This window comes from Paenibacillus sp. J23TS9 (genome assembly GCF_018403225.1).
In the GTDB taxonomy this organism is placed as follows: domain Bacteria; phylum Bacillota; class Bacilli; order Paenibacillales; family Paenibacillaceae; genus Paenibacillus_AQ.
This window is the reverse complement of sequence record NZ_BOSG01000004.1, coordinates 56,604-77,598: the sequence shown is the minus strand read 5'-3', so window position 1 is coordinate 77,598 and position 20,995 is coordinate 56,604. Positions and strand designations below refer to the sequence as shown.

Genomic DNA, 20,995 nt, shown 5'->3' with positions numbered 1-20,995 from the left:
GCCTTTTTATTGAAGATTCCGGTATTCGTATGGAGTACAGCCGGTTTCCTGCTTGAACAGCTTGGAGAAATAGGAATAATTAGAGTATCCGACTTTGCTGGCAATCGCATTGACCGACATAGGGGTCGTTTTTAACAAATGCTTTGCAATACGGATACGTGCCTCAATAATATAGGTTCCCAAGGATACCCCGGTTTCTTTTTTAAACAGACGTGCCAGGTAATCCGGATTCAGATAGACGGTTTCCGCCAGACTCATCCTTGTCAGATCATCTCCATAGTGTCTGCTGATGTGCTGCTGAATTTCTTCGACAACGGATCTTGGCTGCTCTGCGAAATCCCGGTATTTCGTGGCGGTATTCACCAAGTAGGTGAGATATTTCTCCATATCCTCTATCGAATTCAGCGACTGTATAAACAACTGGTCATTCGTTCTTCCTGTATACAGCTTATGGGCTTGGATCTCTTTGCTCTTAAGAAAAGAATAGACCAGCTGAACCAGGTCGAGCCGGAACAAGCGAAGCAGCGATGCATTCATGGATTGGTTGTTCACGAGACTATGCAGGTATCGATGGATCTCTTCGAAAAATGCCGCAGGATTAGACTGGTTCACCAGCTCTTCCAGAAGTCCCAAATCAGGAGGGATGTATGCCGCCTCTTGATAATTGTATTTCTCCAGAAAAAAGATTTGATTGCGGCTGTTGATCAATTCCTCATTCATATGGATTAATTGCCTGATAACGGGATGCACTGCCGGCAGGGCTGAAACGGTGGCAATGTTACAACAGGCATCACATCTTAGAAATTGGTTGGCTTTTTGAATAAACGAAGTACATATCTCTTCCATTCGATGCGGCTCTGGAGGCAGATTCCATTTCAGCATGGCGATCCAGTTGTAATCTTTGTACTCCAGGATCGTTTCAACGGAATAGTGGGAACTCTGAAACAGTTCATATAGTACATTCAGAAGCGCATAGTTAAACAGATCCTTATCTTCCTTGCCCAGGCTGGTGTCATAAGGAAATACTTTGATGAGTACAGGCAGGAACATATCCGAGATCTGATAGGATAGATTCTGGTCAGCAATGGAATGGGCGATGACAGCCGGATCGGAAGGAAAAGTCTTTCCCGAAATCAGTTTACGCCAGAAATGCTCAACAATTTTATTTTGATTTTTTTTCCACAAATATCCTTCCTTGATGGCCTTCTCGATGTTCTTCTCTTCATTAGCTTTGGACACAGCCTTCCGGATGATTAAGGTCAATTTATCGAACTCAATCGGCTTCAGAAAATAGTCAAAGCTCTGCAGTTCAATCGCCTTCTGGGCATAATTAAAATCCGCATAATTGGTTAGGAAGATGGTCTGAACGGTGTACTCTTCCTCACGGATCCACGCCAGCAGCTCCAGTCCATTGCCCTGAGGCATTTCGATATCGCAAATGAGAATATGAACAGGATGCTGCTGCAGAATCTCTCTTGCCTGGGAAACGTTATAGGCCGTAAATATATTTTCAATAGAGAGCGCCTTCCAATCAATCTTCTTTTCAAGCGCCGTCACGACAAAATAGTCGTCATCGACCAGCAAAGCGTTCATCTGGATCTCTCCTTTCACAATGATTCGAGCGGATGAAATGGAAGGCAGATGGTAACGCAGGCGCCGCCTTCTTCGCGGTTATGAAATCGGATTTCTGCCTTCCGGCGGTAGAGCAGCTCTAGTCTCTGGAGGGTATTCATGATGCCGATATGCGTTCCATCGCTCTGATCCAAAGGATGTCCATGGGTGAGCTGATCCAGGATATGGGCAGGGAAACCGGGTCCGCTATCGGATATTTTTATCATGACCATCTCTGCGTCCTTATCGATCAAACGGCAGACCGAAAGGGATATCTGCACCTGGTTTACTCTGGAAACGGCATATTTCACCGCATTTTCGATAAAGGTCTGGAGCACAAGCGGGGGAATGCTGATGTCCTCCGTATCCACATTCTCCTCAATGGTATAAGCGAATGCATTCCGGTACCGATGCTGTTGAATATCCAAATAGATTCTGACATGATCAATTTCATCCTTTAGCCTGACAAAATCCTGACCATTCTGGAAGATATACCTGAAATACCGGGAAGTGGATAAAGTCATGTGTTCAATTTCCTCGTACATTTGCATTTGCGCCATACTGTAGATGTTCGTGAGGCAGTTCAGAAAGAAATGGGGCTTAATTTGCAGTTTCATATAGTCCAGCTGAATTCGCTGTTTATCCAGTTCCCGCTCGTAAATATCGATCTTGAATCTCCGGATCTGCTCAATCAGATCCTTCACTTGCAGATTGGCCTGTTCCAGCTCGATAATCTTACTGCTTTGGAAATCCAGGTTCTCGTTGTCCTCATTCAATTGGGTCAGATTATCCGAGAAAGTCTGGATCGGTCTCAGCACCCGTTTGTTGAAGTAGATCATGACCACGCACAGAATAAAAGCAATGAACAACGCGAGTAAAATAATCAACAGCTGGGCTACCATAATTTTCTCGAACGTCCCGAACCGGATGACCATTTGTACACGGAACGAAGCGTTAGAGAACTGCCGGCTGACCGTTGTCTGGGATTGTACGAAGCTGAGGAGCGCCGGCTTGGAAGTGTTGAGTTGAAGCTCTTTCTCACTGACTCCAATCGGAGTAGAGATGCTCTCACGGTTTTCATTCATCAATGAAGCGGAACCGTTTTCTCCAAGATTGATGGCTCTGAGCGGCCGGATCAAATCATCTGCGGAGATCAGACAAATCAGATAGCTGTCATGGTAAGGCACAATATTGATAATGTAATATTTGTCTTTGACAAGAACGGGAGTCCAATCGGAATAAAACTTTTCATAGACGTTTTTATCTTCAGCGTAAGACATAACCTGTTTTTTTAAATCCAGGTAATCGGGATATTGGATACTTAAGGGGGAGCAGTTCAAAAAGAAATCTTTCTTCTTTAAATAAAAGAAAAAATTGTACTCCTGGCCGTAATTTTTCTGCAGTTCGGTAAACCGCTGATGAAGCTGCGTGTTTGACTTCAGAAATTCGGTGGAATGAGTGTCGTACTTATTCATGTTTTTCACGATCTCATCGTTGGCCAGGGTCCAGCCCATGTAGTGGTTGATGTAGGCAAAATCATGATTGATCCGGTTGATATACAGATCGGCGGTGTCCTTCAAATACCGTGTAGACTGCTGCTTGACGATCGAGATGGAAGCATCACTAATGATGAAATCCAGAATCAGCGCAGTAAATAAAGTGAAAAGCATAATGTTAACATAATGTTTCACCGGATACGGTTTGCCCGTTTTTTTTGCCATGAGTCTCATGAAAAAACCTCTCTCATCTCTTCCTAAGAAAATGAATGCGCTTTAATTGATATTATATCGAACCCCTAATCATAACAAAACGTGCGAATGTATGTTTTTTTCCAAAAGTCCGGATAGTACCATCAAAAAGTCTGGATATTGTTAGTTTTTCCCATGCATGGATAGGCCTTGAATCAAGAGGGTCCGGATAATGCTTTTACGAAGTCCGGTTTAGCTTGAATGGAGCAGATATAATAAATCTTGTTTAGAGAATCAGCATCTGACTAAAGCGCGGGAAAAAGTGGGAAGGGGGAGTCTTTCTGAAGTTGAATTCATCCAGTAGCACAATCCAGCGTACGTTCGGGCGGATCGGAAGAAACTGGGGGCTATATGTGCTGCTGCTGCCGGCGGTCGTACTGCTGCTATTGTTTTCCTACAAGCCGATGTACGGTGTTGTGATTGCGTTTAAAGATTATAGTCCCGCACTTGGTATAACGGGAAGCCCATGGGCAGGACTGAAGTACTTTGAAAAGTTCTTTCATTCGTATCAATTTTCAGTAACGATCAAAAATACGCTGATTATCAGTCTATACAGCATCGTCACCTTCCCGATCCCGATTATACTTGCACTGATGGTGAATCAAATGCGGGTGAACCGGTTCAAACGGGTATTTCAGACGGTAACCTACATGCCGCATTTTATTTCTACGGTTGTTATGGTGGGATTGATGCTGATCCTGTTTTCACCAGGCAATGGATTGATCGGTAACATCTACCGGCTATTTGGCGGAGAAGCCCCAAACCTGATGGGTTCCGCCAGTCTTTTCAGCAGTGTCTATGTATGGTCGGATGTGTGGCAGCATGCCGGATGGGACAGCATCATTTTTATCGCCGCATTATCCGCGGTTGACCCGAGCCTGTATGAAGCAGCGACGGTCGATGGTGCGAGCCGGTGGCAGAAAATACGTTATATCGATATTCCAATGCTTGTGCCCACGGCGGTCACCTTGTTCATTCTCCGTATGGGCGGACTGCTGGGCGTAGGTTTTGAAAAAGTATACTTGATGCAGAACAATCTCAACATTTCATCGAGCGAAGTGATCTCCACTTATGTGTACAAAATCGGCCTGCTCAGCAGCCAGTACAGCTTCTCATCGGCCATTAATCTCTTCAATACCCTGATTAATTTTGCATTGTTGATTGTAGTGAATCAAATTTCGAAAAAGCTCAGCGATAACAGTCTATGGTAGCGGGGGAGGGGATCTTATGGAAGTTATAGCGAACACCGCAGCGGGGAAAGTAAACAACCGATCTTCCGACCGCGTCATGGAAATTTTTCTCTATATCTTTGCTGTGTTTTTACTGCTCATTCTTATTTATCCGCTGTATTTCATCATCATCGCATCCTTCAGTGACCCTTCAGCCGTTGGCAATGGACAGGTATGGCTGATACCTAAAGGCTTTACGTTCGATGGTTATAAGGAACTGCTCAAGCATGAAAATATATGGATCGGATACAGAAATACGATTCTGTACACGGTTGCAGGCACAGCGATCGGCTTAGTCGTCAACATCTCGGCAGCATATGCGCTCTCAAGAAAAGACCTGGTAGGGCGCAAGTTCATCTCCCTGTTTTTTATCTTTACGATGTTCTTCAGCGGCGGATTGATTCCGACGTTCCTGACCATCCGCGATTTCCATATGTACAATACGTTTTTGGTTATGGTGCTTCCGTTTTCGGTCGTGGTTTATGACATCATTGTGGCAAGAACCTTCTTCCAGTCGAGTATTCCGGGTGATCTGTGGGAAGCGGCGCAGATCGACGGATGCGGCAATCTCCGGTATTATGCCCTCGTTGTTCTGCCGCTCTCCAAGGCGATCATCGCGGTGCTTGGTTTATGGATCGCGGTCGGATATTGGAATTCCTATTTCAACGCCTTGATCTATTTGAAAAATCCCAATCTGTATCCTCTGCAGTTAATACTGCGGAATATCCTCATCACCAACCAGATGCAGTCCAGTCTTGGAAGCGGCGAAGCGGCCAACATTGCATTACGGCTTGCCAACATGATGCGTTACTCCGTCATTATCGTGTCCACGATACCGATTATGTGTGTCTATCCATTTGTGCAGAAGTACTTTAACCAGGGGGTGATGATCGGAGCGGTCAAGGAATAAATAACCGGTTATAATTTTAATGAATATTAGGGGGATTTGGCGGAATGGGTAAAAAAAGGATTGCCAGATTTTTGATTACGCTTGGCGTTATTTCGACGCTTCTGGTTGGAATGACCGCATGCAGCGGAAGTAAAGACGCAAGTAAATCATCCACCGATTCGGATTCATCTTTTAACAAAACGGGCCTTCCTATTGTAAAAGAACCGATTACACTGAATGTATTAACCGTCCGCTGGGGCAACATGGGCGATACCTTTACAAAAAATACATGGCTTCAAAATCTGGAAAAGGATACGAATGTGAAAATCAACTGGCAGGTCATGTCTTCCAATGACTGGGCTGAGCAGAAATCCATTATGCTCGCCAGTGGTACGATGCCCGATGTTGTGCTTGGTGATATTGCGTTCTCCGACTCAGATATCGTAAATAACCTCAGTTCGTTCCGTCCATTGGATGATTATATTGAAGAGTACATGCCGAACCTTAAAGCTGCCATATCGGAATCCCCGGAGCTGAAGAAGTTGAGCACATTCCCTGACGGGAAAATGTATTCGCTGCCGGCAAGACTGCCGTCCCGGCCGGTGACGCAGAATCAGCCGGTAATCAATAAAGCCTGGCTGGATAAATTGGGGCTGAAGGTTCCTGAAACGATCGATGATCTCTACAACGTCTTCAAAGCTTTCAAGGACAATGATCCGAACGGTAACGGGAAAAAGGATGAAATTCCTTTCAGCGGTTCACAAGATATCAGCGTGGATCTTCTGGCTCCTTTCGGAATTACGGATTTGAACGCAACCAGCATGATGGTCAAGGACGGTAAACCGGTTTATTTTCCTACCTCTAACGAGTACAAAGAAGCGATCAAATGGGTTCATAAATTGTATTCGGAAGGTTTGATTGATCAAGAGCTGTTTACCCAAGATAACACCATGCTGACTGCAAAGCAGCAAAATCCGGATGCCGCGCTGGTTGGATTCACGAATCAGTGGACGCCTGATGCTGTATTCGGCAAATGGAAAGATCAATACGTGACGATCCCGACCATTGCCGGTCCGGATGGAAAGCGTTATCAAGTGGGTGATCCGAATGGACTCAGTTATAGACGTAACGAGCTTCTTATTACGACTTCCTGCAAGAATCCTGAGGTAGTAGCCAGATGGGCAGACCAATTCTATACCAATGAAGCCAGCATTCAGAACTTCTGGGGCGCGATGGATACGGTAATTAAAAAGAATGACGACGGTACCTTCACACTCATGAATCCGCCAGCAGGTACCAGTGCGGATGCCTGGTATTGGGATAGCTCCCTCCGTGACTTTGGTCCGAAGTACGTGAATCCAAGCTTTGAAAAGAATATCGTTCTGGATCCTGCCAACGGAGACGGATTGAAGCTTGAAATTGATAAACTGGGCAAAGAATATGTGACAACACCATTCCCGAATGTCATGTATACATCGGAAGAATTCCAGGAGCTGCCGACGCTTACAACAGATATCGACACCTATGTAAGAACAAACCGTGCCCAGTGGATTACGAAAGGCGGCATTGACGAGCAGTGGGATGCTTATGTGAAGAAGCTGAATGAAATGGGACTTGAAAAGCTGGTGAAAATCCGCACGGATGCTTACGACCGCTACAATAGTGTCAAATAGGAGGATGGAGTTTCTGGTTTTACGGAGAGTTAAGGGATTGTAATCAGATCATAAATTAGAGTTTGCCGCCTCAGCCAAAAACGGGTAATCGTTTATGGCTGAGGCGGTTTTTATTTGTTTTAAAAAATGCCCATGCTTAAATAACGTTCTCCCGTATCCGGTGCGATGCACAGCACCCGCTTGCCGGGGCCAAGACGCCGGGCTACCTGCAGAGCGGTCCATACGGCAGCCCCGGAGGAGGGACCTACCAGAATGCCTTCTCTTGCAAGTCTCCGCGTTGTTTCAATGGCATTTTCATCGGTTACCTGAAAAATTTCATCATACACATCGGTATTCAGAATGGCGGGGATAAAGCCCGGGCTTGTACCCACCAGCTTATGGGGTCCCGGCTGGCCGCCGGACAGCACGGGCGAGCCTTTGGGCTCCGCCACATAGATACCAATGCCGGGAATCCGCTCCTTCAAGACCTCACCGGTACCGGTGATGGTACCGCCAGTTCCTGCCGTGGCAACGAAGGCATCCAGCCGCCCTTCCATCTGCTCGATAATTTCCAGTGCCGTGGTGCGGCGGTGAATGTCTGGATTGGCCTTATTTTCAAACTGCTGCGGAATGAAGCTGTTAGGAATCTCCCTGCTCAGCTCTTCAGCCTTGCGGATGGCTCCCGGCATGCGCTCGGCGGCAGGAGTCAGCACAACCTCTGCGCCATAAGCCTTGAGAATATTGATCCGTTCCTTCGTCATATTATCAGGCATAATCATGATGGCGCGGTAACCCTTAGCCGCAGCATTCATGGCCAGACCGATCCCGGTATTGCCGCTGGTAGGCTCAATGATCGTGGAGCCGGGCGCGAGCAGTCCGTCTTTCTCTGCCTGTTCTATCAGATTGAAGGCAGCGCGGTCCTTCACGCTTCCGCTTGGGTTATAGTATTCGAGCTTTACGTATACCTCGGCATCTTCTGCACCAACCAGGCGGTGAAGCCGGACGACAGGGGTATGGCCAATTAGCTCAGTTATATTTTGTACTACTTTGGGTTGTGTCATGGTTAATAGCGCTCCTTTATGATGTTATATCACACTAAACCGATAGACTTCTCCGTTTATTATAGTTCTTCCAAGTCGAATGCACAATTAAAGAAGAGTTTCTCAGACTTATTCATTTTGATGCTAACAGCCTATAAAACCATGTCTTTATATCGCGGAATGATCGCGAGATTTACCCGTTCGGGATATTTTTTCCGGAATAACAAAAAACAGGAGCAGCATGATCGTAAATATCAATAGGGCAATGCCTTCTTCTGCTAACAAATAAACGGGGTAGGGGCCAAGCCAGTCCAGTATGGATGCCGTTGAAGGCTTATGCATCAGGAACATATAGTTCGCGCCTACATAGTAATCTGTAATACCCACTAAAAGAGCTGCGACATTCAAGAAAATCATGGTCAATCCGATGGACTTCCATGTCGGCCTGTAATTTTCGATCCAGGTCATATAGAGGGATGCTAGAATGATCAAAATATGGGCGGCGAAAAACTGATAGAAACGGATATGCGGAAAGGGATAACCGAGATTAGGTGTAATCAGTGCCTGCAAAGCTCCGCCAATACCGGCGAAGAACAGGATTTCATACAGCAGACGGCTCTTTGACAGAAGCATAATGATGGATAGCAGCAGCGTCAGACTGCAGAGCTCTAGAGGTAATGTGTATTTGGGGCTCCACGTACCTTCAGTGATATTCCAGATATCGAGAACGGCTTCGGAGCCTGCGAGAAGAGCGGCCAGCGTATAGCGGAGAATCTTTTTGTTCCGGGGGCTGCGTTGGAGTCGGTGCCTGAATGCATAGAGCAGAAGCGAAGTAACAACGAGCAGCAGGAGTGCGAGCAGATGGGGAGAAGAGAACAGGACAAACGGATCGCTCATGGTCATGCCTCCTGAAAGATATTTATATTACCATGATATCCATATCATGGATGAACGCAAGGCGAAGTATTTGAACGGCCGGTTCTGCAAACTGATTTCATTGTTGAATCCAAATTTTTGCTTGCATTTTTGAAAAGTCAGGAATAAAATGTAGCCATACAACTTGTACGTACCATTAATTAATATTATAAAATACATATGATATGTATGTACAAGAGAGATAAGACATACACATAACTTTGGGAGGCGCTAACAAGATGAATTTGAAACCGCACTCATTTTGGTTTGTAACAGGCAGTCAGCATCTATATGGACCAGAGACGCTGGACCAGGTAGCTGAGCATTCCCGGATTATCGCAGAGCAGCTTGATCAGGATCCTTTGTTCACCTATCCGGTCGCATTCAAGCCAATTGTGACCACGCCGGATGAAATATACAATTTGATCGTTCAAGCGAACAGCGATGAGACCTGTGCAGGGATTATGACGTGGATGCATACCTTCTCTCCGGCGAAAATGTGGATTGCAGGGCTGTCGCAGCTGCAGAAGCCTCTCCTTCATTTTCATACGCAATTTAACCGGGATATCCCGTGGGAGACCATGGACATGGATTTTATGAATCTGAACCAGTCTGCACATGGTGACAGAGAATATGGTCATATCGGCGCTCGCCTGGGAATCGCTCGCAAAATAGTCGTCGGATACTGGGAAGATCGTGAAGTGCGGGAGGGCATTGCCGGTTGGATGCGCACGGCAGCAGCATATGCCGAGAGCCGCCGCCTGAAGGTGGCACGTTTTGGCGATAACATGCGTGAAGTAGCGGTAACGGATGGTGACAAAGTCGAAGCGCAAATCAAGCTCGGATGGTCGGTAAACGGCTATGGCGTAGGGGATCTTGCACAGGTATTAAATGAAGTCGGCGATCATGAAGTGAAAGCGCTTCTGAATGAATACGCGGAGCAATACAGCATCACGAAGGCGGGACTCAGCGACGGACCGGTGCGGAACGCGATAGCGTATCAAGCCCGTATTGAAATCGCGATGAAACGCTTCCTGGAGGAGGGCGGCTTCGGTGCTTTTACGACCACCTTCGAGGATCTCCATGGATTGAAGCAGCTTCCGGGACTTGCTGTACAGCGTCTGATGGAAGCCGGTTACGGCTTTGGCGGAGAGGGAGATTGGAAGACGGCGGCGCTGACCCGTGTACTGAAGGTACTGGCCGACAATAAGAGCACATCCTTCATGGAGGACTACACCTACCACTTTGAACCGGGTAATCATATGATTCTTGGCGCACATATGCTGGAGGTATGTCCGACGATAGCGGCTACACGTCCAACCGTCGAGGTTCATCCGCTTAGCATCGGTGATAAGGAAGATCCGGCCCGGATTGTATTTGATGGTCAGGATGGCCCTGCAGTTAATGCATCCCTCATCGATTTGGGACACCGTTTCCGCTTGCTTGTGAATGTGGTCGACGGCGTGAAGATCGAAAAGGCGATGCCTAAGCTGCCGGTAGCGCGTGTGTTATGGAAACCTCAGCCCTCTTTGCGTGAATCGGCAGAGGCATGGATTTTGGCAGGTGGAGCGCATCATACGGTCCTATCTTATGCGATTACCGCCGAGAATCTGGCTGACTTTGCTGAAATGGCCGGAATCGAAGCCGTCATTATCGATAAGAATACATCGGTTCAACGCTTCAAAAACGAACTTCTTTGGAGCGATGCGGCATACCGCTTACGATCGTAACGACTTGTCTGTATTCGCCCAGCCTATGATACAATAACCATATAAGAAAAGCTTTCCGGTATCGGCTATTTGCAAGATCCGGCAAGGTTTTAATCTAGAGCGTTTCGCTGAGGTGAATGATGAATAACAGACGAGTTCCTAAATATATTCAATTAAAAAATGAACTGCTATCCTGGCTTGAATCGGGAAAGCTCCAGCGCGGACAACAGGTGCCTTCGGAGAACGAAATCGCAGAGCAGTTCGGCATGAGCCGCCAGACGGTCCGCCAGACCTTTGGAGAGCTGGAGAAGGAGGGCTGGCTCGAGCGGATTCAGGGCAAGGGAACCTTTGCCCGGAGTCCTGAACGCCGCGAAGGCGAGCAGGTGAAGACGATTGGCATTATCACAACCTATATATCGGATTATATTTTTCCGCATATCGTGCGGGGAGCAGAAGCAGAGCTGCGCAGCCAAGGCTACAGACTCCTCTTGTCCAGTACGGATAACAATAAGGAGAAAGAGATGGAGAGCCTTCAGCTGATGACGAGTCAGCCGCTTAGCGGACTGATCATTGAGCCGACAAAGAGCGCTGAGGGCAATCCGAACCTGGCATACTTTCTGGAGCTTCAAGAAAAAAGCATTCCTTATCTGATGATCAACGAAAAGTACCGGGAGCTGGAATGCGCTTGTCTTAAGGTGGATGATGAAGCCGGGGGCTATAAGGCAGCGCAGTATTTGCTCGAGCAAGGACATACGCAGATCGCAGGTTTTTTCAAACGTGATGATCTTCAGGGCGTAAACCGGCTGAAAGGTTTCCTGGCAGCACATAAAGCGGCTGGGATCAGTGCTTCTCCCAAACGTGTCGTTACATACACGACCGAGCAGAAAACAGATTTCCCTTATCAGCAGGCTCTTCAGATGCTCACAGAAGGAGAGATGCGTCCAACGGCCTTCGTATGTTATAACGACGAGCTTGCCGTGATGCTGATGGAAGCTGTTGCCGCAAGCGGCCTTCAAGTTCCAGCGGATGTATCGGTCATCGGATTTGACGACTCCAGTCTGGCATCCGCTTCGGGTACAAAGCTGACTACGCTGACGCATCCCAAAACGGTGATGGGGCAGGCCGCCGCAAGCAGGCTTATAGCCATGATTGAGCAGGGAGAGCCGGCAGAAGATATGGTTTATGAGCCTGAGCTGATCGAACGGGATTCAGTGGCGAGGATAAATAAAGGATAAGTGCGCAGAGTCTGCCGGATGCGGACTCTGATACGATAACTTGTACGTACAATCGGAAAAGGAAGGAAGTGGCTGTGATGCTGGAAGCTTTAAAACAGCAGGTGCTGGAGGCCAATTTGGCTCTGCCCAAACACGGACTTGTTACCTTTACATGGGGAAATGTAAGCGGAATTGAACGGGAAAGCGGATTGTTCGTCATTAAGCCAAGCGGCGTACCTTACGAGGATCTAAAAGCAGAGGATATGGTGGTTGTTGACCTGGAAGGCAGAGTTGTCGAAGGAGATCTGCGTCCATCCTCCGATACGCCTACGCATATGGTTTTATATCGGTCATTTCCGGATATCGGGGGGGTTGTACACACCCATTCGCCATGGGGAACAAGCTGGGCACAAGCGGGACGCGCGCTTCCGGCTTCGGGGACCACGCATGCGGATTATTTTTATGGGGAAATCCCAGTGACTCGTCCAATGACCAAAGTAGAAATTGAGGGCGCTTACGAGCTGGAGACCGGCAATGTCATTGTGGAGCGGTTCCTGGAGCTGGGGCTTGATCCGAGCCAGGTACCGGGCGTGCTTGTGCATGCCCACGCACCTTTTGTCTGGGGAAACGATGCGCATAATGCGGTCCATAATGCTGTAGTATTGGAGGAAGTTGCCAAAATAACCGCAAGGATGCTGCAGCTGAATCCGGACTGCCAGCCGATGGACCAAACGCTGCTGGACCGTCACTTCCTTCGGAAGCATGGAGTGAATGCGTATTATGGGCAGAAATGATATTCAATAATCATCGTCAGTGATCATAACTCGTTTACGATCTGGAGGGATTCATATGGGCAAAAAGTATACCATCGGAGTGGATTACGGAACACAGTCCGGACGTGCCGTCCTGGTTGAGCTGTCAAACGGCCAGGAAGTGGCCGATCACGTTACTCCTTATCCGCATCATGTTATTGATGAACGACTGCCGGGTTCGGGAAAGAAGCTTGCACATGACTGGGCTCTTCAGCATCCGGATGACTATTTGGAGGTGCTGAGAAACTCGGTGCCAGCCGTCGTCAGGGAATCGGGAATAGATCCGGAAGACATTATCGGAATCGGCATTGATTTTACGGCCTGCACCATGCTGCCTGTGGATGCGAAGGGAGAGCCGCTTTGCCTGAAACCGGAGCTTCAAGATCATCCACACAGCTGGGTAAAGCTGTGGAAGCATCATGCGGCACAGCCGGAAGCGGATAAAATCAACCAGATAGCCGCGCAGCGCGGCGAAGCCTTCCTACCCAGATACGGAGGCAAAATCTCATCGGAGTGGATGATCGCCAAGGTGTGGCAGATTCTGGATGAGGCACCGGAGATCTATGAGCAGACGGATCTGTTCCTGGAGGCGACAGATTGGGTTATTTCGCAAATGACCGGCAAAATCGTCCGAAACAGCTGCACCGCTGGTTATAAAGCGATCTGGCATAAGCAGGAGGGATATCCTGACAAGGAATATTTCAAGGCGCTTGATCCGCGGCTTGAGCATCTGACAGAGACCAAGCTCCGCGGGAATGTCATTCCTCTGGGAACGAATGCCGGCGGATTGACGGAGCCGATGGCAGCGCTGATGGGGCTGAAACCTGGCATAGCTGTAGCGGTAGGCAACGTCGATGCCCATGCTGCAGTTCCTGCCGTAGGAGTCGTTACGCCCGGAAAGCTGGTGATGGCGATGGGAACATCGATCTGTCATATGCTGCTCGGCACGGAAGAGAAACAGGTTGAAGGTATGTGCGGAGTCGTAGAGGACGGCATTATACCTGGATTGTTCGGCTATGAGGCTGGGCAATCAGCGGTAGGAGATATTTTTGAATGGTATGTTGAGGAAGCGCTTCCGGCCTATGTGAAGGAAGCGGCAGCAAACGAAGGCCTTGGAGTTCATGCGTGGCTGGAGAAGGAAGCAGCACTATATAAACCGGGACAAACCGGTCTTCTGGCGCTCGATTGGTGGAACGGCAACCGTTCCGTACTCGTTGACACGGATTTGACAGGCTTGATGCTGGGTATGACGCTGCTGACGAAGCCCCAGGAAATTTACCGGACATTGCTGGAGGCAACGGCCTTTGGCACGCGTAAAATAGTGGATGCCTTCCACTCGAGCGGCGTTCAAGTCGATGCCCTGTACGCATGCGGCGGATTGCCGCAGAAAAATAAACTCCTGATGCAAATTTATGCCGATGTGACCAACCGTGAGATTTTCGTAGCGGATTCCAAACAGACGCCAGCGCTGGGTGCAGCGATTTTTGCAGCCGTGGCGGCTGGTGAGGCTGCCGGTGGCTATGACACGGTCATTGCAGCAGCTGAGAACATGGCAAGGGTGAAGGATGAGACCTTTAAGCCGATTCCGGAAAATGTTGAGGTCTATGATCGTCTTTATCGGGAATACAACCTTCTCCATGATTATTTTGGCCGCGGTGAAAATGACGTCATGAAACGGCTGAAGAGTATTAAAAAGTCCGTTGAATAAAGATAAAACACCGATTATTTCGCAGAAATGGGGCCTCATTGCTGATGAACAGATCATGGGGGGGATAAGCATGAACAAGGGCATGGAGACACAGGGCCTGGATCAAATGGTACTGGAAAAGGGCGCCATTAATAAAGCGGCTGCGTATCTGGCGGGAAAAGGGTATCAGCAAGTGATCATTACGGCTGATGCAAACACATACGAGGCTGCGGGCAAGCAGCTGGAACAGGAACTGCGGAAGACAATCCAAAGGGCCAGCTTGTGTATTATTGATCCGGGAGCTGCGGGAGATGTCGTTGCAGACGAACAATCGCTCCTGCAGCTGCTGATCGAGGTTGATCCTGAAAAGACAGACGCCGTTATTGCTGTAGGTTCAGGCACCATTCATGATATCGTCCGCTTTGCATGCTATAAAACGGGCAAGCCATTTATTTCGATACCTACAGCCCCGTCGGTAGATGGTTTTACGTCAAAAGGAGCACCGCTGATTATTCGCGGCGTCAAGAAGACATTTCCGGCATCGGCACCTGTGGCAATTTTCGCAGATCTGGATATCTTGGTGAAAGCTCCCCAGAAGCTGGTCGCTGCGGGATTCGGGGATATGCTCGGCAAATATACCTCGCTATTTGATTGGAAGTTCTCTCATCTTACAGCGGATGAGCCTTATCATGAACCGTCGGCAGTGATGACGGAAAAAGCGCTGCGCTCATGTGTGGAGCATGTGGATGATATCGGGAACCGGACAGAGGAAGGGATACGTATTCTCATGACAGCTCTCATCGAATCCGGAATTGCCATGCTGATCTTTGGGCAGTCCCATCCGGCATCCGGTGCAGAGCATCATGTATCCCATTATTGGGAAATGGAATATTTGCGCAGAGGCAGCCGGGCGCTGCTGCATGGTGCCAAGGTAGGCGTCGCCTGCGCTGAAATTTCACGCCTCTACCATGATGCGGTTGACCATGGGGTCTATCCGGGGCAAGAACCAGAAGCCCTGCGCCAGCATGGGGCAGTCATACGGGAATGGCTGGAAGAGTTACCTACGGAGGGAGAGATCCGCTCGCTGCTCCAGCGTGCGGGTGGTCCTGTAAGCAAGGCAGAGCTCGGGATTGACGATGCGTTGTTAGAACAAAGTCTGCGGGAAGCACATCATGTGCGCGAACGCCGTACGCTGCTGCGCGCATTAAATGAAGCTTAGTTTGGGAGGCTGCCATCTATAAAGAATGTCAGCAGCCCAAGAAAGCGACAAAGGACCTGAAGCATAAACCGCATACTTCAGGTCCCTATTCGATAGCTGGCGTTTGCCGTGTTGTGGTTTGATTAACCTTCCTTCACGTCATAAAGCACACGCGCCAACAAATCCTGGCCGTAATTGCCAAAGTTTTTGCCAAAGATGGTCAAGCCTCTTTTATTCTCGGGCTGCTCCGTAACGGCGATGCGGAAGGTCAATTCGCTTTTATAGTCAAGATTGATCTGGTCCAGGGTTACATCCGAAATCCGGCAGCCATCGATAAAGCTGCCTTCATGATTGATCCGGATCAGCTTCAGCATACCGTACTGGTTAAGATGAGGCGGCCACCAGTCCGGATTGAAGGTGCCGCGTGCATCCCCGAAGTCTCCGGGACTGGTCCATAAGCCGATCTCAATCCCGTTGATATAAAAGTAAATATCCGACGGGTAATTGTCGCAGAATCCGGGAGCCTCAGAGCCCAGTTCCATCGAGAACTGAATCTCCCGGAATGTCTGGTTAGGCTTCAGATAGTTGGGGATCCGGTATTCCAGAAACCCTTCCGTCAACCATATGATTTCTGCATCGATCCGCTGCGGATCGGCAAAATAGCGGGGATCATCAAAATCTCCTACAATGCTGTCTTTGGTCGCCAGGCCGCAGGTAGGCGTTGCTTGATAGTTGCTATAATGTCCGACCTGGATCTCTACTTCATATAAATTCTTCACATCTTTGCTGCGCAGGTCCACCATCAGCTTATCTTTATTAAGGTAGCATATCTTCTGAATACCATGTTTGCCAACACTGGTGTTGATTTCAATGAGCCCGCTTTCCTCAAGTTTTTTGACATGCATCGTAATGGCTCCATTGCTCAAATTAAGCTTGCCCGCTAGGTCATTCAGGTTGAGAGCCTGATTTTGGGCAAGCAATTCGAGGATACGGATTCTGATTTCAGAGCTCAATGCTTTAAAAATATCAATGCCGCTCATTAAATCCTTGATGTAGATCATATAAACGAAACCCTCTTCCGATAAGGTAATGGATAAAATTTCATTCTTTTATTTTAGATAATTATAAACCAATGAGGTCGTCAAAGATAGTATCTAATCATATTTTGCTAAAATATCACGATTTATTAATGGTAAGATGTAGAATGTTCACTTTTGTTTTATGTGTATTTGAAATATAAAACAGGAAACAAGCAAAATACGGACTTTTTACAAGTGTTATAAGCCTGTTCAAGAATTAATTTTATAAAAACCTAAAAAGATTTATATTTTATCGTTTACATTCCATTTTCGATATGTTATTTTATACCTGTAAGCGGATTCATTTAGTGTTATATGAAATGTTTTATAAAACTATAAAATAAAATGGGAAGGGGATGTACACATGTCATCCACAGCACAGAAGGCAAGAGTTATCGTAGATAAGGCCTTTAGAATCGCAGAAGTTGATAATCGAATCTACGGATCTTTTATAGAGCATTTGGGACGGGCGGTATATAGCGGAATTTATGAGCCTTCGCATCCAACGGCAGACAGCCTTGGTTTTCGCGGAGATGTGAAGCAGCTAGTCCGGGAGCTGGGGGTTCCGATTATCCGATATCCTGGAGGCAATTTCGTGTCGGGATATAACTGGGAAGATGGGGTTGGACCAGCGGATCTTCGGCCGAGACGTCTTGAATTGGCCTGGAGAACGACGGAACCGAACGATGTAGGAACGAATGAATTCATGAGCTGGGCGAAGGAAGTCGGCTCAGAGGTAATGATGGCGGTCAATCTGGGAACCCGGGGTGTGGATGCTGCCCGCAACCTGCTTGAATATTGCAATCATCCTTCCGGAAGCTACTACAGTGATCTGCGCCGCAGTCATGGATACGAACAGCCTCATCGGGTGAAAACCTGGTGTCTCGGCAATGAAATGGACGGTCCTTGGCAGATTGGACAGAAGACACCCGTAGAATACGGGAGACTGGCATATGAGACCGCAAAGGCTATGCGTCTTGTTGATCCGAATATCGAACTTGTCTCTTGTGGAAGCTCGAGTACCGGAATGCCAACCTTTCCTGAATGGGAGGCTGTCACGCTCGATCACACCTACGAGGTTGCCGATTACATATCCTTACACCAGTACTATGGCAATAGAGATGGAGATTCAGCAAACTTCCTGGCAAGAACGATGGATATGGAGCATTTTATCCGGACGGTTACGGCCACATGTGATTATATCAAAGCGAAAAAACGCAGCAAAAAAACGATGTATCTCAGCTTCGATGAATGGAATGTCTGGTATCACTCGAACGAAGCGGATACCCAAATCGAGCCTTGGAGCGTAGGTCCTCCGCAGCTGGAAGATATCTATAATTTTGAAGATGCTCTGCTTGTCGGCGGTATGTTAATTACGATGATCCGCCACGCAGACCGGGTCAAAATGGCCTGTCTGGCGCAGCTGGTCAACGTCATCGCACCCATCATGACGGAAGCTGGCGGCCGGGCCTGGAAGCAGACGATATTTTATCCATACCTTCATGCTTCGCTGTTTGGACGCGGCACATCGCTACAGCCAATCATCGACTCACCGAAATACGACGCACAGGATTATACGGATGTTCCTTATTTGGATAGTGCTGTTGTTCATAACGAAGCCGAGGAAGAACTGACTATCTTTGCCCTGAACCGCAATCTGACTGATCCGCTGGATTTGGAATGCGATGTCCGCAGCTTCGCCGGCTACCAGCTGGTTGAACATATCGTTCTGGCGCACGAGGATTTGAAAGCGGTCAATACCGCAGCTGAAGAAAAAGTCAAACCTCATTCCGGAGGAGGGGCAGAATGCAGGGATGGTTTACTCCACGCCCGCTTATCCAAAGCTTCCTGGAATGTTATACGTTTGAAAAAGACTTATGACGACAAATAAAAATGCAGGAGGGTCAAGTATGAAGAAAAAATGGTTGGTTACACTGCTGGTGCTTACGATGACATCGCTTTTGTGGGGATGCGGCGCCAAGTCGTCCTCGTCTTCCAAAGGGGAAACCTCAGTGCTGAACGCCGGTGCAGGGGAAAGCGCAACGGAATTATCTTATTGGACATTTGTAGAACTGCATGGACAGCATTTTGAGAAAATGCTTGAAAAATGGAACAAAGCAAATCCGGACCGCCAGATCAAGCTGAATGTAACCGTGATGCCATACGATGACATGCACAACAAGCTGTCGATTGCTGTTCAAACCGGTGTGGGCGCGCCGGATATTGCGGACATCGAGCTTGGCAAATACCCGGACTTCATGAAGGGCACCCCGCAGCTTGAGCCTCTGGATGACGTGGTGAAACCGTACAAAGACACCGTTGTCCAATCACAGCTGGATCTGTACAGCAAAGATGGGACCGTTTACGGGTTGTCCACGCATGTCGGAGCTTCCGTTGCTTTTTACAACACGGAAATCTTGAAAGAAGCAGGCGTTGATTATAAAACAATCGTCACCTGGGATGATTTCAAGAAAGCGGGCATGCAGGTCTACGAGAAAACCGGCAAATACATGGGAACTGCCGACACCAGCGCCACCTGGCAGGAATCCATGATGCTTGCCCAGCAGGGAGCTGATTTTACCGATGAGGCTGGTAATCCGAAAGTAAATTCCGAGCAAATGGTCAAGGGGCTTTCCATCCTGAAGGATCTGAAGGACAACAACGTGATTGCAACCATAGCAGGCGGCCAGCCGGATACTGAAGAGGCTTACGGCGAATTCAATTCAGGAAATTATGCCACCGCATTCATGCCGCTATGGGAGATGTCCCGTTACACCAACTATATGGCTGACCTTTCCGGCAAAATTGCCATTGCACCGATTCCTGTCATCGAGAAGGGCATGCCGCGCTCCTACGGCGGTGGTGGTACGGCAACGGTTGTAACCAAAACAGCCAAAGACGTTCAACTGGCAAAAGAATTCATTGCCTATGCCAAGCTCTCCCTTGATGCCAACATTGAAATTTGGAATACGCTAGGATTTGATCCGATCAATATGGACGTATGGGATATGAAGGATGTGACCCATAATCCGGAAAACAAGTTCGTTAAGTATTTCGTCAACAACCCGTTTGACGTACTGAATGACATTAAAAGTGAAATTAAGCTGATCAAATCCACTCCTGCCAGTCCAACCATCAATAACGTACTCTGCACAGTGACCCTAAACGAGATCTTTGAGGACGGAAAAGACATCAAGAAAGCATTGGATGATGCCCAGGCCCAAATCGAACAAGAATTGAAATAAGCAATCATGGTACCAAAACTTGAGAGCTGCTCTGTACCAGAGTAGCTCTCTTTCCAAAAGGGGTAGGAGGCTATGATAAAAAGATTTCTGTATTCGCAAAAAGTTGCTCCTTATGTGTTCGTGCTGCCATTCATTTTGGTTTTTCTTATTTTCTGGGTATATCCGCTGGGGAGTTCTCTGAGCATGAGCTTTCAAAAGGTGACGCTTGGACAGGATGCGCAGTGGGTGGGCTTGGATAACTATACCAAGCTCATGGGTGACAAGACCTTTTTCAAAGCAGTCGCCAACAGCGCGGTATACATGCTGCTGACACTTGTCATTTTGATTCCGTTTCCGATGCTGTTTGCCGTGCTGATCAACAGCAAGCTGATGTGGGCAAGGGAATTTTTTAAATCCTCCTTCTTCTTCCCGGCGCTTACTTCGGTTGTTGTTGCGGGTACGATTTTCCGGCTGATGTTTGGTGAGATGGAAGGGTCGATGATCAACAGCATTCTGGGCCTCTTCGGCATCGAACCCATGAAGTTTTTGAAGGGACAGGTAACAGGATATATTGCTTTGGTGGCGCTCGCCACATGGAGATGGACCGGGGTGAATATGCTGTATTTCCTTTCGGGGCTCAAGAATATTCCGGATGATTATTACGAAGCTGCTTCGATTGACGGTGCATCCAGATTCCAGAAGTTCACGAAAATCACGATGCCGCTGCTTAAACCAACTTCGATTTACGTCCTTACGATAAGTATCTACGCCGGTCTTGCGATGTTCATCGAGAGCATGATGCTGTGGAACGGAAATAACTCGCCCAAAAATATCGGTCTTACCATCGTGGGGTATTTGTACCGTCAAGGGATCGAGAAGAACAATCTGGGCTATGCGGCGGCAGTCGGTATTGTACTGCTTGCCATCACGATGATTATTAACCTGACTCAACTGGCATTCTCCGGAATGTTTAAGAAGGAGGATTAAG

Annotated in this window: 16 protein-coding genes; 11 read left to right on the top strand and 5 right to left on the bottom strand. The window is 48.0% G+C overall.

Annotated features, from left to right (window positions below; all coding sequences use genetic code 11):
* Window positions 1-6: 6 nt before the first annotated feature.
* Together KJS65_RS21830 and KJS65_RS21825 are read right to left on the bottom strand one after the other, a co-directional pair.
* On the bottom strand, window positions 7-1,593 hold the full coding sequence (locus KJS65_RS21830; protein ID WP_213651968.1) for a response regulator: 1,587 nt from the start codon (window positions 1,591-1,593) through the stop codon (window positions 7-9).
* Window positions 1,594-1,607: 14 nt separating this feature from the next.
* The gene (locus KJS65_RS21825; protein ID WP_306432984.1) at window positions 1,608-3,341 is read right to left on the bottom strand and encodes a cache domain-containing sensor histidine kinase; all 1,734 of its coding nucleotides are present in this window, start codon (window positions 3,339-3,341) and stop codon (window positions 1,608-1,610) included.
* 374 nt (window positions 3,342-3,715) lie between these two features.
* On the opposite strand from KJS65_RS21825, the gene KJS65_RS21820 reads away from it, so the two are divergent.
* The 3 genes from KJS65_RS21820 to KJS65_RS21810 are packed head-to-tail and all read left to right on the top strand — an operon-like array spanning window position 3,716 to window position 7,150.
* Window positions 3,716-4,570 carry an ABC transporter permease gene (locus KJS65_RS21820; RefSeq protein WP_306432991.1) on the top strand — a complete coding sequence of 285 codons (855 nt, stop codon included), beginning with the start codon at window positions 3,716-3,718 and terminating at the stop codon, window positions 4,568-4,570.
* A gap of 16 nt (window positions 4,571-4,586) precedes the next feature.
* Window positions 4,587-5,498, top strand: a complete 912-nt coding sequence (locus KJS65_RS21815; RefSeq protein WP_213651966.1) for a carbohydrate ABC transporter permease — start codon at window positions 4,587-4,589, stop codon at window positions 5,496-5,498.
* 44 nt (window positions 5,499-5,542) lie between these two features.
* On the top strand, window positions 5,543-7,150 hold the full coding sequence (locus KJS65_RS21810; RefSeq protein WP_213651965.1) for an extracellular solute-binding protein: 1,608 nt from the start codon (window positions 5,543-5,545) through the stop codon (window positions 7,148-7,150).
* A 119-nt stretch (window positions 7,151-7,269) separates the two neighbouring features.
* Here KJS65_RS21810 and cysK read toward each other — a convergent pair whose 3' ends face one another.
* Together cysK and KJS65_RS21800 are read right to left on the bottom strand one after the other, a co-directional pair.
* Complete coding sequence (gene cysK, locus KJS65_RS21805) at window positions 7,270-8,190, bottom strand: cysteine synthase A (protein ID WP_213651964.1); 921 nt, start codon at window positions 8,188-8,190, stop codon at window positions 7,270-7,272.
* Window positions 8,191-8,337: 147 nt separating this feature from the next.
* Window positions 8,338-9,066 (bottom strand): YwaF family protein, encoded by a 729-nt coding sequence (locus KJS65_RS21800; protein WP_244864712.1) that lies wholly within the window; start codon window positions 9,064-9,066, stop codon window positions 8,338-8,340.
* Window positions 9,067-9,323: 257 nt separating this feature from the next.
* Between KJS65_RS21800 and araA the strand changes: the two genes are divergently transcribed.
* The 5 genes from araA (at window position 9,324) to KJS65_RS21775 (ending at window position 15,725) form a co-directional block, all read left to right on the top strand.
* Window positions 9,324-10,814, top strand: coding sequence for an L-arabinose isomerase (gene araA / locus KJS65_RS21795; protein ID WP_213651962.1), 1,491 nt, complete (start codon window positions 9,324-9,326; stop codon window positions 10,812-10,814).
* A gap of 119 nt (window positions 10,815-10,933) precedes the next feature.
* Window positions 10,934-12,028 carry a GntR family transcriptional regulator gene (locus KJS65_RS21790; protein ID WP_374706212.1) on the top strand — a complete coding sequence of 365 codons (1,095 nt, stop codon included), beginning with the start codon at window positions 10,934-10,936 and terminating at the stop codon, window positions 12,026-12,028.
* Between the two features lie 77 nt (window positions 12,029-12,105).
* Entirely contained in the window at window positions 12,106-12,801 is a 696-nt protein-coding gene (gene araD / locus KJS65_RS21785; RefSeq protein ID WP_213651960.1) for an L-ribulose-5-phosphate 4-epimerase, read from the top strand.
* A 55-nt stretch (window positions 12,802-12,856) separates the two neighbouring features.
* Window positions 12,857-14,527 carry a ribulokinase gene (locus KJS65_RS21780; RefSeq protein WP_213651959.1) on the top strand — a complete coding sequence of 557 codons (1,671 nt, stop codon included), beginning with the start codon at window positions 12,857-12,859 and terminating at the stop codon, window positions 14,525-14,527.
* A gap of 70 nt (window positions 14,528-14,597) precedes the next feature.
* On the top strand, window positions 14,598-15,725 hold the full coding sequence (locus KJS65_RS21775) for a sn-glycerol-1-phosphate dehydrogenase (RefSeq protein ID WP_244864711.1): 1,128 nt from the start codon (window positions 14,598-14,600) through the stop codon (window positions 15,723-15,725).
* A 122-nt stretch (window positions 15,726-15,847) separates the two neighbouring features.
* Here the strand turns inward: KJS65_RS21775 and KJS65_RS21770 are convergent, their stop codons facing one another.
* Window positions 15,848-16,765 carry an ArsR/SmtB family transcription factor gene (locus KJS65_RS21770; protein WP_213651958.1) on the bottom strand — a complete coding sequence of 306 codons (918 nt, stop codon included), beginning with the start codon at window positions 16,763-16,765 and terminating at the stop codon, window positions 15,848-15,850.
* Window positions 16,766-17,147: 382 nt separating this feature from the next.
* Between KJS65_RS21770 and arfA the strand changes: the two genes are divergently transcribed.
* From arfA to KJS65_RS21755, 3 genes are all read left to right on the top strand, one after another.
* Window positions 17,148-18,674, top strand: coding sequence for an arabinosylfuranosidase ArfA (gene arfA, locus KJS65_RS21765; protein WP_213651957.1), 1,527 nt, complete (start codon window positions 17,148-17,150; stop codon window positions 18,672-18,674).
* Window positions 18,675-18,693: 19 nt separating this feature from the next.
* Complete coding sequence (locus tag KJS65_RS21760; protein WP_213651956.1) at window positions 18,694-20,028, top strand: ABC transporter substrate-binding protein; 1,335 nt, start codon at window positions 18,694-18,696, stop codon at window positions 20,026-20,028.
* Between the two features lie 72 nt (window positions 20,029-20,100).
* Complete coding sequence (locus tag KJS65_RS21755; RefSeq protein ID WP_213651955.1) at window positions 20,101-20,994, top strand: carbohydrate ABC transporter permease; 894 nt, start codon at window positions 20,101-20,103, stop codon at window positions 20,992-20,994.
* Window position 20,995 lies beyond the last annotated feature (1 nt).

Coding starts and splice junctions, on each gene's coding strand:
- KJS65_RS21810 (WP_213651965.1), top strand. CDS start 5,543: ATGGGTAAAAAAAGGATTGCCAGATTTTTGATTACGCTTGGCGTTATT.
- cysK (WP_213651964.1), bottom strand. CDS start 8,190: ATGACACAACCCAAAGTAGTACAAAATATAACTGAGCTAATTGGCCAT.
- KJS65_RS21770 (WP_213651958.1), bottom strand. CDS start 16,765: ATGATCTACATCAAGGATTTAATGAGCGGCATTGATATTTTTAAAGCA.
- KJS65_RS21755 (WP_213651955.1), top strand. CDS start 20,101: ATGATAAAAAGATTTCTGTATTCGCAAAAAGTTGCTCCTTATGTGTTC.
- KJS65_RS21775 (WP_244864711.1), top strand. CDS start 14,598: ATGAACAAGGGCATGGAGACACAGGGCCTGGATCAAATGGTACTGGAA.
- KJS65_RS21760 (WP_213651956.1), top strand. CDS start 18,694: ATGAAGAAAAAATGGTTGGTTACACTGCTGGTGCTTACGATGACATCG.
- KJS65_RS21815 (WP_213651966.1), top strand. CDS start 4,587: ATGGAAGTTATAGCGAACACCGCAGCGGGGAAAGTAAACAACCGATCT.
- KJS65_RS21780 (WP_213651959.1), top strand. CDS start 12,857: ATGGGCAAAAAGTATACCATCGGAGTGGATTACGGAACACAGTCCGGA.
- araA (WP_213651962.1), top strand. CDS start 9,324: ATGAATTTGAAACCGCACTCATTTTGGTTTGTAACAGGCAGTCAGCAT.
- araD (WP_213651960.1), top strand. CDS start 12,106: ATGCTGGAAGCTTTAAAACAGCAGGTGCTGGAGGCCAATTTGGCTCTG.
- KJS65_RS21825 (WP_306432984.1), bottom strand. CDS start 3,341: ATGAGACTCATGGCAAAAAAAACGGGCAAACCGTATCCGGTGAAACAT.
- arfA (WP_213651957.1), top strand. CDS start 17,148: ATGTCATCCACAGCACAGAAGGCAAGAGTTATCGTAGATAAGGCCTTT.
- KJS65_RS21790 (WP_374706212.1), top strand. CDS start 10,934: ATGAATAACAGACGAGTTCCTAAATATATTCAATTAAAAAATGAACTG.
- KJS65_RS21830 (WP_213651968.1), bottom strand. CDS start 1,593: ATGAACGCTTTGCTGGTCGATGACGACTATTTTGTCGTGACGGCGCTT.
- KJS65_RS21800 (WP_244864712.1), bottom strand. CDS start 9,066: ATGAGCGATCCGTTTGTCCTGTTCTCTTCTCCCCATCTGCTCGCACTC.